The 12,976-nt window shown below is 71.9% G+C and carries 11 protein-coding genes; 3 read left to right on the forward strand and 8 right to left on the reverse strand.

What is annotated here, in order from left to right; all coding sequences use genetic code 11:
• Nucleotides 1-27: 27 nt before the first annotated feature.
• From NI25_RS01085 to NI25_RS01110, 6 genes are all read right to left on the reverse strand, one after another.
• Nucleotides 28-1,830: an ABC transporter ATP-binding protein gene (locus tag NI25_RS01085; RefSeq protein ID WP_061440598.1), complete on the reverse strand. Its 1,803-nt coding sequence runs from the start codon at nt 1,828-1,830 to the stop codon at nt 28-30.
• A complete protein-coding gene (locus NI25_RS01090; RefSeq protein WP_061440599.1) occupies nt 1,827-2,885 on the reverse strand; it encodes an iron-siderophore ABC transporter substrate-binding protein in 1,059 nt (352 codons plus the stop codon). The genes NI25_RS01085 and NI25_RS01090 overlap by 4 nt, the downstream gene beginning before the upstream one ends.
• Before the next feature lie 87 nt (nt 2,886-2,972).
• Entirely contained in the window at nt 2,973-3,836 is an 864-nt protein-coding gene (locus tag NI25_RS01095; RefSeq protein ID WP_061440600.1) for an ABC transporter ATP-binding protein, read from the reverse strand.
• Between the two features lie 38 nt (nt 3,837-3,874).
• Entirely contained in the window at nt 3,875-4,966 is a 1,092-nt protein-coding gene (locus NI25_RS01100; RefSeq protein ID WP_199561082.1) for a FecCD family ABC transporter permease, read from the reverse strand.
• 11 nt (nt 4,967-4,977) lie between these two features.
• The gene (locus NI25_RS01105) at nt 4,978-6,042 is read right to left on the reverse strand and encodes a FecCD family ABC transporter permease (RefSeq protein ID WP_061446688.1); all 1,065 of its coding nucleotides are present in this window, start codon (nt 6,040-6,042) and stop codon (nt 4,978-4,980) included.
• Nucleotides 6,043-6,053: 11 nt separating this feature from the next.
• Entirely contained in the window at nt 6,054-7,406 is a 1,353-nt protein-coding gene (locus NI25_RS01110; protein ID WP_061440602.1) for a lysine N(6)-hydroxylase/L-ornithine N(5)-oxygenase family protein, read from the reverse strand.
• Nucleotides 7,407-7,584: 178 nt separating this feature from the next.
• On the opposite strand from NI25_RS01110, the gene NI25_RS01115 reads away from it, so the two are divergent.
• The gene (locus NI25_RS01115) at nt 7,585-8,532 is read left to right on the forward strand and encodes a methionyl-tRNA formyltransferase (RefSeq protein WP_061440603.1); all 948 of its coding nucleotides are present in this window, start codon (nt 7,585-7,587) and stop codon (nt 8,530-8,532) included.
• An 87-nt stretch (nt 8,533-8,619) separates the two neighbouring features.
• Here NI25_RS01115 and NI25_RS01120 read toward each other — a convergent pair whose 3' ends face one another.
• Complete coding sequence (locus NI25_RS01120) at nt 8,620-8,859, reverse strand: DUF5302 domain-containing protein (RefSeq protein ID WP_061440604.1); 240 nt, start codon at nt 8,857-8,859, stop codon at nt 8,620-8,622.
• Between the two features lie 38 nt (nt 8,860-8,897).
• Nucleotides 8,898-10,763, reverse strand: coding sequence for a CocE/NonD family hydrolase (locus NI25_RS01125; protein WP_061440605.1), 1,866 nt, complete (start codon nt 10,761-10,763; stop codon nt 8,898-8,900).
• A 264-nt stretch (nt 10,764-11,027) separates the two neighbouring features.
• On the opposite strand from NI25_RS01125, the gene NI25_RS01130 reads away from it, so the two are divergent.
• Both NI25_RS01130 and NI25_RS01135 read left to right on the forward strand, forming a co-directional pair.
• Complete coding sequence (locus NI25_RS01130) at nt 11,028-11,462, forward strand: PGPGW domain-containing protein (RefSeq protein WP_061440606.1); 435 nt, start codon at nt 11,028-11,030, stop codon at nt 11,460-11,462.
• 169 nt (nt 11,463-11,631) lie between these two features.
• The gene (locus tag NI25_RS01135; RefSeq protein WP_061440607.1) at nt 11,632-12,951 is read left to right on the forward strand and encodes a DEAD/DEAH box helicase; all 1,320 of its coding nucleotides are present in this window, start codon (nt 11,632-11,634) and stop codon (nt 12,949-12,951) included.
• Nucleotides 12,952-12,976 lie beyond the last annotated feature (25 nt).

Consider the following 12,976-nt stretch of genomic DNA (forward strand, 5'->3'; position numbering starts at 1 on the left):
AGGCTAACCTAACTAAGGCTTGCCTAACTACCCCGCCCGGCCGCCCTCCCGCCAGGCCCGCCACAGCCGTGCGTAGCGTCCGCCCAGAGCCACCAACTCCTCGTGCGTGCCCTCCTCGACGACTCGCCCGGCATCCAGGACGGCGATCCGGTCGGCGGCCATGGCCTGGGTCAGGCGGTGTGCCACGAACAACGTGGTGCGGCCCGCGCACGCGGCCAGCACCGCGCGTTCCAGCTCTGCGGCGCCCTCGCTGCCCGCCTCCGCGGTCGATTCGTCGAGCACCACCACCGGCGTCCGGCCGAGCACCAGCCGGGCCAGCGCGACCTGCGCGACCCTGGTCCCGTCCAGACGCTCGCCGCCCTCCCCGACCAGGGTGTCCAGCCCGTCGGGCAGCGTGTCGGCCCACCCGGCGGCACCCACGGTGCGCAGGGCGTCCAGGAGTTCGGCGTCACTCGCCTCGGGCGCGGCCAGCCGCAGGTCGTCGGCGAGCGACCCGGAGAACACGTGCGTTTCCTGGGTCAGGATGCTCACCAGGGCTCGCGCCCCGGCCTCGTCCAGTCCCGCCAGGTCGGTCGGCCCGACGCACACCGATCCCGCCTGCGGGGTCCCGATGCCCGCGACCAGCGCGGCCAGCGTCGTCTTGCCGGCGCCGGTGGCGCCCACCAGGGCGAGCGAGCCGCCCGCGGGGATCGTCAGGTCGACGTCCCTGAGGACCGGTTCCTCGGCACCCGGATAGGTGAACGTCAGCCCCCGCACGGTCACCGGGTACGCTCCGGCCGCCGCCGTCCCGGCCGACGTGTCGCCCACCAGCCGGTCCTCCGCGTCCTCCCCCAGCACGCCGACCAGCCGGGTCAGGCTCGCGCCCGACTTCTGCGCCTCGTCGAAGGTGAACATGATGGCGCCGAGGGGGGTGAAGAGCCGGTGGAACAGCAGCGGGGCCGCCGACACCTCGCCCAGGGTGGCGGCGTCCGCCTCCAGCAGCGCGTAGCCCACCACGATGATGAGGGTCAGCCCGATGAACTCGGCGCGGTTCTCCCGGCCGACGAAGCGGCCGAAGAACCGGAACACCTCGATGCCGAGGTCGCGCACCCGCCAGGACTCCCGGGTGACCCGCTCGCGGAAGGCCTCCTCCAGCCGGTAGGCCCGGACCGTGTCGATGCCGTTCAGACCGCTGATCAGGGCCTGCGCCCGGTCGGCCTGGGCGGCCCGCTGCTCGCGGTACAGCGGCGCGGACCTCGGCAGGTACCAGCGCAGGGCCAGCGCGTACGCGGGCAGCGCGCCGGCACCCGCCAGACCGAGCCGCCAGTCGAGGCCGAACATGCCGGCCGTGGCGATGGCGACGAGGACGCCCGCGGAGAACACCGTGGGGACGGCCGTGCGGATGCCCTTGGAGATCACGGCGACGTCGTCACCGACCCGGGACAGCACGTCTCCGCGGCCCACCTGTTCCACGCGTGCACTGGGCATGCCGAGCACCGCGCGGACCGCGCCCTCCCGCAGCCGGGCGAGCAGGTCGGCGCCGAGCCGCCCGATCAGGTAGGTCGACACCGCGGTCGCCGCCGCGCCGAGCAGCGCGGCAGCGGCCATCAGGGCTCCGACGGTGACCAGGACCGACGGCGACTCGTCCCCGGCCACCGCGTCGACCACGCGGCCGAGCAGCAGCACCGGGAGCACCTGGAGCGCCGCTCCGGCCACCGTGCTGAGCACCGTGGCGGCCGTCAGCCACGGCATCTCGCGGCAGTGGACGGCGACCCAGCGGCCGGCCTGGCGTCCGGTCGCCGTGCGCAGGACCGCCGGGGCCGCGGCGACGCGGGGGCCGGCGACGCTCACACCTGCCCGGCCGACTTGACGAGTTCGTCGACGGCGTACGGCATGGACAGCAGGGTGCCCTGGGAGATGGCCGCGCCGACCGCCGGGCCCTCGCTGTCCAGCAGGTAGGAGACCTTGCCGTTCTTGACGGCGTCCAGGTTGGCGAACAGCTCGAACTTCTTCAGCGCGTCCTGGTCCGCCTTGTCGTTGATGACGAAGACGCGGTCCACGTCGACGAGGTCGACGCGCTCGGGCGAGAGCGTGGTGTAGAAGTCGCCGCCGGCGACCTCGTCGATCGCGGTCTGGTACTTGAACCCGATGCCGGTCACGAGCCGGCCGCGTACGTCGGTGGAGGTGAACGGAGCCACCGAGTCCTTGTACCAGGACAGGACGACCGCGGTCTGGTCGGCGAACTCCGGGTGCGCCTGCTTGGCGGCGTCCAGCTTGCCCTGGATGTCGGCCACCATCTTCTCGCCCTCCTCGGCCTTGCCGAGCGCCTTGGCGATGTGCAGCGCGTTGTCCTGCCACGGGGCGCTGAACGGCTCCTTCTCGCCCTTGGTGCGGCCCACCGTGGGCGCGATCTTGGAGAGCTTGTCGTAGGCGGCCCGGTCGATCTCGGAGTAGACCGCGATGATCAGGTCGGGGCGCAGGGCGGCGATCTTCTCGTAGTTGGGGCCCGAGTCACCGTTCTCCATGATGACCTCGGGCTTGGCGTCGCCCCACTTGTCCTTCACCCAGGGCCACTGGGTGTTGATGTCCGGGCTCTGGCCGGCCGGGTTGGGGTACTGGTCGACCATGCCGACGGGCTTGATGCCGAAGGCGAGGATGGTCTGGTCGTCGGTGTAGCCGACGGAGACGACCCGCTCGGGCGCCTCCTCGATCTTCGTCGTTCCGAACGCGTGCTCCACGGTGACCGGGAAGGCACCGGCGGCGGCCGGGGCTTCGCCGCCGCTCTTGTCCGCCGGGCCGTCCGAGTCGGAGCCGCATCCCGCGAGGAGGCCGACGCCGAGCGCGGCGGCCGACAGGACCGCCGCGATTCGTCGCCAGGGCTTCATACGCGTCGTTCTGAGGAGCATCCGGAGATCCCTTTGCTGTCGCGCCGTCCACTGGGCCCCGCCTGAGGGCAGCAAACCTTACCGCGCCCGAGTGAGGTTAGCCTACCCTCACCGCGACAACTCCGGTGCCGGTCGCACGAGTTCGGCGTGGGTACGCCCGATCGGCACGATGAGCGGACGGTCCCCGACCGGGTCGTCGATCACCTTGGCGCGCAGCCCGAACGCCTCGTGCAGCAGGTCGGCCGTGATCACCTCGCGCGGGTGTCCCTGGGCCAGGATCGCGCCCTCCCGCATGACGACGAGGTTGTCGCTGTAGCGCGTGGCCAGGTTGAGATCGTGCAGCACCATGACCACGGTGCACCCGGACTCGTGCAGGTCGTCGACCAGGTCGAGCACGTCGACCGCGTGCGCCAGGTCCAGATACGTGGTCGGCTCGTCGAGCAGCAGCAGGTCGGTGCCCTGGGCCAGGGTCATCGAGATCCACACGCGCTGACGCTGTCCGCCGGACAGCGAGTCGACCGGACGGTCCGCGAGGTCGGCGACGCCGGTCATGGCCAGTGCGCGCCGTACGACGTCGGCGTCGTCCGACGACCACTGCCGCAGCCAGCTCTGGTGCGGGTGGCGGCCCCGGGCGACCAGGTCGGACACCGTCAGGCCCTCCGGCGCCACCGGCGCCTGGGGCAGCAGGCCGAGCTTCTTGGCGACGTCGCGGGTTTTGAGCGCGGCGATGTCCTCACCGTCCAGGACCACCGTGCCGCTGGTCGGCCGCAGCAGCCGGGAAAGGGTCCGCAGCAGGGTCGACTTGCCGCAGCCGTTCGGTCCGATGACGGTGGTGATCACGCCGGGCGGGATCGCCACATCCAGGCCGTCGATGACGGACCGCGCCCCGTACCCGACGCTGACGCCCCGGGCCGCCAGCCGTGAGGTGCCGTCAATTCCCGTCTCGGTCCCGGTGATGGACTGAACGACCACAAGGCCCCCTCGATTAGGCTCACCTTACTTTGTACCAGCTATCTGCGGTTGGCCCGCACCAGCAGATAGACCAGGAAGGGCCCGCCGATGGCCGCCGTCACCACGCCGACCGGCAGCGAGACGGGCAGGGCGGTGCGCGCGACGAGGTCCGAGCCGGTCAGCAGCAGCGCCCCCACCAGGCCGGAGGCGACCAGGGGCGGCGTCGGGCAGCGTGCCAGCCGCATCGCCACCTGCGGCGCCACCAGCGCGACGAACGGCACCGGTCCGGCCGCACTCACCGCCACGCCGGCCAGCAGCACCGCGCACAGCAGCAGGACCGCCCGCACCGCGCCGTACCGGACGCCGAGCCCGGCGGCGACCTCGTCGCCGAAGTGCAGTGGCTTGAACTGGAAGGCGACACAGGTGACGACGGCCAGGAGGACGAGCGTGCACCACAGCGCGACGTGGACCTCGCTCCACGACCGGTCGTCCAGCGAGCCGACCAGCCACGCCTGGGCCCGCGCCACGTCCCTGATGTCGGCGGTCACCAGCAGCCAGGTCGTGATCGCCTGCATCACGGCGTTCACCGAGATGCCGATGAGGATGAGCCGGAGGCCGTCGATGCCGCGGCGCCACGCCATGAAGTACACCAGCAGACCGGTGCCGAGCCCGCCCGCGAGCGCCGCGGCCGAGAGGCCCACGGAGTCGACGACGGCCGTCGCGACACCACCCGACACCGTCACGAGGAACACCGCGACCGTTCCGGCACCGCTGGTGATGCCGAGGACGTCCGGGCTGGCCAGCGGGTTGCGGGCGATCGACTGGGTGAGGGCGCCGGACACCCCGAGCGCGACGCCCACGACGAGCCCCGCCAGGGCCCGGGGCATGCGCAGATCCATGATCACGAACTCGTCGACCTGCTCACCCCGGCCGAGGATCGTGGCGACGACCCGGGGCAGGCCGATGGGGAAGTCCCCGACGCCGATGGAGAGACAGAACACCAGGAAGCCCGCCACGGCGAGCAGGAGCGTGACGCCCGCGACCCAGGGCCGCCACACGAACGACACGCCGCCGAACCGCACACCGGGCGGGACCGACGCCTGTCCGTCCGCCTCCACGCCCGCTGCCGTGTCCGTCCCGCTCGCCTTCATGTCCGCCCCGTTCACGCGTTCTTGAACTTTCCGCGCCACACCAGGACGGCGAAGAACGGTGCGCCGAGGAGCGAGACGACGACGCCCGCGTCCAGCTCCCCCGGCCGTACGACCAGGCGCCCCACGATGTCGCAGACCAGCAGCACGACGGCCCCGAGCAGCCCGGCGTACGGCACCAGCCAGCGGTAGTCCGGACCGGTGAGGTACCGGGCGACGTGGGCCACCATGAGCCCGAGGAACGCGATGGGGCCGCAGGCCGCCGTCGCCGCCCCGGCCAGCAGGGTGATGGCGACAATGCCCACGGTGCGGGTCAGCGCGATGTTCACACCGAGTCCGCGGGCCACGTCGTCGCCGAGGTTGAGCAGGTTGACGGCGGGCAGCGTGATCAGTGCCGGCAGCAGCCCGGCGGCGACGAAGGCGGACACGGGCCAGATCACGTCGAAGCCGACACCGGTCAACGAGCCCGCGTTCCAGAATCGCAGCGCGTTCAGCGAGGCCTTGTCCGTCAGCGCGACCGCCGTGGTCATGGCCGCCAGGAACACCGTGACCCCCTGCCCGGCCAGCGCCAGCGTGAGCGGGTTGCCCGCGCCCCGGCCGATGCTCGACAGCCCGAACACGACGACACCGGCGACCGCCGCGCCCGCGAAGCCGAACCAGACGTACTGGAAGGGGCTGGTGAAGCCGAAGGCGGCGATCCCCGACACCACGGCGAACGAGGCACCGGAGTTCACTCCCAACAGCCCCGTGTCGGCGATGGGGTTGCGCGTGTACCCCTGGATCAGCGCCCCCGCGACGCCCAGCGCGACGCCGGCCACGACCGCGAGCACCGTGCGGGGCACCCGCACGGTCCGCACGATCAGCCGGATCTCGGTGAGCCGCTGGTCGGGTTCGGGCGCCGCGAACAGCCCGTGCCAGACCTCGGCGGGACTGAGCGCACGCGCTCCCACCGCCAGCGAGGCCGCCGCCGCCACCACGAGGAGCGCCGCCAGCACGCCCAGTCCGGCAACTCGACGTCGCCGGGCCTCGGTTGGGCCTCTCGGCGGGGACTCGGGGCGCTGGGCCGCAGTCGTGGTCATGGCGTCGTACACTAACGCGCGCCGGTGCCGGTCCCGTCGGCGACCGTACGGGCCTCGTCGGAGGCGGACTTGAGGCCCCCGAGGAGCGACTCGAGGATCTCGCCGACCCGGACGGCGGTGTTGGACAGCAGCGACGACGTGATGCCGTGCGTGTGTTCCGTGCCGCCCTGCAGATAGATGCCGCAGCGCAGACCGGGGTCCGTGGCGACCCGGTAGTCGCGTTCGACCCGGACCCGGCCCTCGTCGTCGCGCAGACAGCGGTCGGCGACCTGGCCGAGCAGTCCGAGGGGGTCGGCGGGGCCGTAGCCGGTGGCGAGGACCAGGACGTCCGCGTCCAAGCGGGTCTCCTCGCCGGTGACCAGCGAGGTCACCGTGGCGCGCACCCGGTCCGGCGTCTCCTCGACGTCGCCGAGCCGGGACACGTTGAGGAAGCGGAGCCGCTCGGTGCCGAGGACCTTCTCCCGGTACATCTGCCGGTACAGATCGTCGATGAGATCGATGTCCACCACGGAGTAGTTGGTGTTGCCGTGGTAGTCCATGAGCCGGCGTTTGACGCTGCCGGGCGCGGTGAAGTAGTCGTCGACCGCCGCCGGGTCGAAGATGCGGTTGGCGAACGCGCTGTCGTCGGCGGGGCTGTAGCCGTAGCGGGCGAAGACGGCGCAGACTTCCGCCCGCGGGAAGCGGCGGTGCAGGTAGGCGACGTTCTCGGCGGCGCTCTGCCCGGCACCGACGACGATGAACCGGGAGGGCGAGGTGCCCTCCAACGCGTCCACTCTGGCGAGCAGTTCGGAGTTGTGCCAGACCCTGTCGCCGCGCTCCACTCCCTCCGGGACGAGGGGACGCAGCCCGGTGCCGACGACGAGGTTGCGCGCCCGGTGGACCTCGAGCCCCTCTCCCGAGCGGACCGTCACCTCCAGGTGGTCCACGGCTCCGTCCCGCTCGACGGGCGCGACGCCGACGACCTCGTGGCCATAGGAGACCATGTCGTCGACCTTGGCCGCGGCCCACTCGAAGTAGTCGTGGAACTCGACCCGCAGCGGGAAGAGGTTCTTGTGGTTGATGAAGTCGATCAGCCGCCCCTTGCTCTGCAGATAGCAGAGGAAGCTGTACTCGCTGGCCGGATTCCGCAGGGTCACCAGGTCCTTGAGGAAGGACACCTGCATGGTCGCGTCGTCGATCAGCATGCCGCGGTGCCAGCCGAAGCGCGGTTGCTGCTCGAAGAAGCGGGCGTCGAGCGCCTCCTGCCCGCCGGTCTGTGCGTCGTGTTCGCGGATCGCGATCGCCATGGCGACATTGGACGGCCCGAAGCCGATCCCAATGAGGTCGTGGACCAGCGTCGAGTCAGCAGGAAGAACCTGTGACATGTCACTCCCATCGTGCGCGCCGGAAACTTAGGTGAGCCTAAGCTAATGAGATACGGCTGTCGATAGGGCGCACACGGGTCCGATTCCAGCCAACTGACGCCTTCAGTGCGGGTGTTGCGCACTAAGGTAAGGCTTGCTTAACTGCCCGGGTCAGTCCCTGCCTCGAGGAGGAACGCCCATGCGGGTCGTCATGTTCGGCTACCAGACCTGGGGGCACCGCACCCTGCGAGCCCTGCTGGACTCCGAACACGACGTGGTCCTGGTGGTGACGCATCCCAAGAGCGAGCACGCGTACGAGAAGATCTGGAGCGACTCCGTCGCCGACCTCGCCGAGGAGCACGGCGTCCCGGTGCTGATCCGCAACCGTCCGGACGACGACGAACTGTTCGAGCGTCTCAAGGAGGCCGATCCGGACATCATCGTGGCCAACAACTGGCGGACCTGGATCCCCCCGCGCATCTTCGGCCTGCCGCGCCACGGCACGCTGAACGTGCACGACTCGCTGCTGCCGAAGTACGCCGGGTTCTCCCCGCTGATCTGGGCGCTGATCAACGGAGAGACCGAAGTGGGCGTCACCGCGCACATGATGAACGACGAGCTGGACGCCGGGGACATCGTCCGCCAGGAGGCGGTGCCGGTCGGACCGACGGACACCGCCACCGACCTGTTCCACAAGACCGTCGACCTGATCGCCCCGGTCACCATCGGCGCCCTCGGGCTGATCGCCGCCGGGCAGACGGAGTTCACCCCGCAGGACCGGTCCGCGGCGAGCTTCTTCCACAAGCGGTCCGCCGAGGACATCCGCATCGACTGGAACTGGCCGGCGGAGGACCTGGAGCGCCTGGTCCGGGCCCAGTCCGAGCCCTACCCCAGCGCCTTCACCTTCCACCGGGGCAGGCGCCTCGAAATCCTCGCCGCCGTGGTCTCCGACGGCCGCTACGGCGGTACGCCCGGCCGGATCTTCTACCGCGAGGGCGAGGGTGTGGTGATCGTCGCCGGAGCCGACGCGCGCCGGGGCCGCAACCACGGCCTCGCCGTCACGCGGGTACGCACGGAGGACGGACGGGAGCTGGCCGCCACGGAGTACTTCACCTCCATGGGCGGCTACCTGACCGCCCGGGCTTGAACTCCCCCGTCCGGTCGGTTTCCGTGACGGACAGGGCCCGGCCGTGCCGACACGGCCGGGCCCTGCGTGGTGCGGTCGTGCGCGGCCTCAGCCGCTCTTGCGCCGGAACGAGCGCTGGCTGGCCGCGGGGCCGTGAGCACCCCGGATCTTGGCCACGTCGGCGGTGGCGGCGAGGGCCGCGGCCTCCGCCTGTTTGCCGCGCTTGCGCTCCAGGGCCTGCCGGAACTTGTCCTTCAGGTCGTACTGACCGTCGGCGCCGGGCGTCAGCGTGGCGCCCTCCCCCTCCGCCGGTTCCGAACCTGCCTGCGGTGAAGACTCTTCCGTCATGACGACCTCCTGGGCTCGGACAACAGGAGCACAGCTTGTCACGCCCGGCCGCCCGGAACCACCGAGAATGTGCCCGGGCCGGCCGGCAGGTTCACCGTGTACTGGCGCAGGTACGTGTCCAGGTACGGCGACCGGTCGCCGGGGGTGGCGACGTCGTCGGCCGGATCGTCCAGGGCGAGGCGCAGCTTCGCTCCCCTCACCTCGACGGTTTCGCCGGAGGGCGTGTCGCGCCAGGAACCGGTCTGGATGGATCCGATCTCCACGGCCAGGACGTGCCCGGCGGCGAGGGTCCAGTCGGTCGCCTTCAGGTCGACTCTCATCCGGCCGGGCTTCACCAGGGAGACCTGCTCGTCGAACATGACGGCGGTGCCGTCGGGGGCGACGTCGTACAGCTTGAGCATGACGTTGCCCTCGCCGCGGGCCGTCAGGGACACCTGCGGGGTGCCGGTGACGCGGGTGTCCTTCGCCAGCGGCTTCGACCAGACGAAGAAGCTGGAGGCGACCTCACCGGCGCGCTGGCGCTTCGCCGCCTCCGCGGCCAGCCCGGGCGGGGTCCGCTGCTCGGTCGCGGGCGCGTTCTCCATGTCCCACCGGCCGGTCGGCTGCGGCGGCGCCTTCGGTGCCGGGCTGCCGGACGCGGTCAGGGCCGCGCGGGCGGACGCGCCGCCGTCGTCCACGTAGGAGCCGCCGCCGAGCGGTACGGTGACCGGCCTCTCGCCGACGGGCCACGTGCGCTGGGCCCTCCAGGCGCCGGTGGAGTCCTCGACGGCGTAGGCCGGGTAACGCACGGCCGGCCTGATGCCCTTCAGGTACTGGTCGTAGAAGGAGAGGGTCTCCTCGTACCAGCCCTCGCGGCCCATGGCCAGGCGTCCGTCCTCGACGCGGTCGCCGCCGCGCACGTGATCCCACTGTCCGAGCCAGCCGCGCTCGGGGCCGTGGTGGTTGTCGAGGTACTCCTCCATCTCCTCGGGCTTGGTGTTGTTCTCGATGAAGCCCTGCGTGACGAAGAGCGGCGTGTCGCTGCCCCTGGCCATCCTCGCCAGGTCGCGGGAGGTCCAGTGCTCGTCCCGCTGATCGGATATCCGGTAGCCCGCCGAGTTCTCCGTCAGGCACTCCGGGTGACTCTCCTCGTAGCGCGCGGCGGCCCGGTACTGGGGATCGTCGTCCGCCATCGGGGGCATCGAGGCGATGGAGTTGTACGCGCCGGCGGTCCCGGTCACGTTCGGGCGGGGCACCCCGTTGGAGTAGATGTACTGGTACATGTCCCACAGGGGCTCCTGGGCCACGACGGCCTTGAGCGCGCGCTGGTCCAGGTTGTTGCCGATGAGGCCGGTGACGGCGTCGTACGACTTGCCGTACATGCCGACCGCGCCGGTGGACCACGGCTGCTTCGACGCCCAGTCGATCGCGGCCTTCACGTCCGCCTGTTCGCCGGGTCCGCCCCAGTCCAGGCAGCCGGTGGAGCCGCCGAAGCCGCGCAGGTCCACCATGACGAAGGCGTAGCCCTGTTCGAAGAGGTCGGTGCCCTCGATGAAGTCCTGGAAGCGGGCGGAGGGCCCGGTGTGCGTCCAGCCCTCGGGGCCGGTCTGGCCCGCGTGGGCGAAGTACGGGCCGATCGACAGGATGACCGGCACCTTCTCCTTCCGCTTCAGCCCTTCGGGGAGCAGGACGTCGGCATGGAGCCGGGTGCCGGAGCCGTCGGAGGACGGGAAGTAGTGCTGGGTCCAGACCGAGCCCTGTGGAACGCGGTCGTTCTGCTCGTGCGTGACGGGGCCGGTCCCGGTGGCGGCCGGCCCGGCCTCCGCCTCGTGCGCCGCGACGGCGGGGCCGCCGAGTCCGGCGGTCAGGGCGAGGGCGGCGACGAGTGCCGATGCGGTTCGTACGGCCGCGCGACGTGGTCTCACATGCTCCTCCTTGTAAGGCGGGTGCAGGTGGTACGGGTGGTGCAGGTCTAGCAGCGAAGTCCTCGCACGTCGATGGGGCGTTCCCACAACTGCCCGTCACACAGGGGGCATTGACGGACAGGGCGGGCGGAACGGCCCACGGGCGCCTGGCGGGACCCCCGTCTGCGGGCATGTGCCGGAATCGCCCGCGCGCCGATTGCTGCCTAAGGTTGGGCACGCCGACGGAAGCGGAGTCCTTTCCCGACCGCAGGAGAGTGGGGCGCCATGGCGCGGGGTGTCGAGTCGATCCGGCGGACTGCCCTCGGCGTCCTCGGGGCCGTCCTGCTGCTGATCGGCGTCGCCCTGCTGGTGCTGCCCGGGCCGGGCCTGCTGCTCGTGTTCGCCGGGGTGGTGCTGCTGGCACGCGCCGTTCCGGCCCTCGACCGGTTCGTGGCCCCGGTCCGTGTCCGGGCGATGCGCGCGGCGGAGGAGAGCGTCGCCTCCGGATGGCGGATCGCGGGCTCGGTGCTGGTGGGCCTGTTCCTCCTGGCCGCCGGGGTGGTGTGGGCCCTCGTTCCCGAACTGCCGTACTCCGGATGGGCGACCGGGGCGAGTCTGATCATCTCCGGCATCGTGCTGTTCGCCCTGCTCGTGTGGAGTCACCGCCGCGTCCGGGCGGCGCGGCGCGGCTCGCCGCCGGAGTCGGAAGCAGCGCGCTGAGCCGTCGGGACGGCGCTCGGCTCGGCCGACCGGTCCCGGGGCCCACGCTGGTGGAACCGGTCCCGGGGCTCACGCTGGTAAAATGGCGCCACGCTTTGAGGCGCCCGGGTCCGTACCGAGGGGTACGGACCCGGTCGCGTTCCGGGCGGCTGATCAGAAAGGTCCCCCCATGAACGCGAAGCCGACCGCATCCTTCGACGCCCTCGGGCTGCCACCGGCGCTGGTGGAGACGATGACCGGCCTCGGGGTGACGGAGCCGTTCCCGATCCAGGCGGCGACCCTGCCCGACGCGCTGGCCGGGCGGGACGTCCTCGGCCGGGCGCGGACCGGGTCCGGCAAGACGCTGGCCTTCGGGCTGCCCCTGCTCACCAGGACCGCCGGCCGGCGCGCGGAGTCGAAGCGGCCCCTTGCCCTGGTCCTGGTGTCGACCCGGGAACTGGCCCAGCAGGTGACCGAGGCGCTGACGCCGTACGCGCGCGCACTGGACGTGCGCCTGACGACGGTCGTCGGCGGCCTGTCGGTCAACCGGCAGGTGGAGGCGCTGCGCGCCGGCGCCGAAGTGGTCGTCGCGACGCCCGGACGGCTGGCCGATCTGGTGGCACGCCGGGACTGCCACCTGAACCGCGTGCGGATCACGGTGCTGGACGAGGCGGACCAGATGTGCGACATGGGGTTCCTGCCGCAGGTCTCCGGCATCCTCGAACAGGTGCCCTCGGACGGCCAGCGGCTGCTGTTCTCGGCCACTCTCGACCACGACGTCGACCAGCTGGTGCGCGACCACCTCCACGACCCGGTCCTCGTCTCGGTCGACCCGGCGTCGGCCTCGGTGACGACGACGGAGCACCACGTACTGCTCGTCCGTCCCGCCGACAAGTACGCGACCGCGACCGAGATCGCCGCCCGCGACGGCCGGGTGCTGATGTTCCTGGACACCAGGGCGGGCGTCGACCGCTTCACCCGGCACCTGCGCGACGCCGGGGTGCCCGCGGCCGCCCTGCACAGCGGCAAGCCGCAGCCGCAGCGCACCCACACCCTCGCCCGGTTCGCGGAGGGCGGGGTCACCGTGCTGGTGGCCACCAACGTCGCGGCGCGGGGCATCCACGTCGACGATCTCGACCTCGTCGTCAACGTCGATCCGCCGGCCGAGGCCAAGGACTACACGCATCGCGGCGGGCGTACGGCGCGCGCCGGCCGGGCGGGGAGCGTGGTCACGCTGGTCACCCCCGACCAGCGGCGCGAGGTGAACCGGATGATGTCCGAGGCCGGGATCCGGCCGACGGTCACGCCCGTGCGCTCGGGCGAGCAGAAGCTCACCGACCTCACCGGCGCGAAGCGCCCGCCGGCCGGCCGGGGCAAGGAGGGCGGCAACGCGCCCTTCCGCGGGATGGGCACCCGCCCGGGCCGCGCCGCCAAGGGGTCGCGCAAGGGCTCCGAGGCGCGCAAGGCGGCGGAGGCCCGCGCGGCGGCCCGGGTGCGCAGGGGCCGCTGACAGCCCAGAACTTTGAACACAGCGA

This window comes from Streptomyces sp. CCM_MD2014 (assembly GCF_000772045.1).
Lineage (GTDB): Bacteria > Actinomycetota > Actinomycetes > Streptomycetales > Streptomycetaceae > Streptomyces > Streptomyces salinarius.

Bases quoted from the DNA above. Each gene is read 5' to 3' on its own strand.
- NI25_RS01090 (WP_061440599.1), bottom strand. From the start codon at position 2,885: ATGCTCCTCAGAACGACGCGTATGAAGCCCTGGCGACGAATCGCGGCG.
- NI25_RS01100 (WP_199561082.1), bottom strand. From the start codon at position 4,966: ATGAAGGCGAGCGGGACGGACACGGCAGCGGGCGTGGAGGCGGACGGA.
- NI25_RS01105 (WP_061446688.1), bottom strand. From the start codon at position 6,042: ATGACCACGACTGCGGCCCAGCGCCCCGAGTCCCCGCCGAGAGGCCCA.
- NI25_RS01110 (WP_061440602.1), bottom strand. From the start codon at position 7,406: ATGTCACAGGTTCTTCCTGCTGACTCGACGCTGGTCCACGACCTCATT.
- NI25_RS01115 (WP_061440603.1), top strand. From the start codon at position 7,585: ATGCGGGTCGTCATGTTCGGCTACCAGACCTGGGGGCACCGCACCCTG.
- NI25_RS01120 (WP_061440604.1), bottom strand. From the start codon at position 8,859: ATGACGGAAGAGTCTTCACCGCAGGCAGGTTCGGAACCGGCGGAGGGG.
- NI25_RS01130 (WP_061440606.1), top strand. From the start codon at position 11,028: ATGGCGCGGGGTGTCGAGTCGATCCGGCGGACTGCCCTCGGCGTCCTC.
- NI25_RS01135 (WP_061440607.1), top strand. From the start codon at position 11,632: ATGAACGCGAAGCCGACCGCATCCTTCGACGCCCTCGGGCTGCCACCG.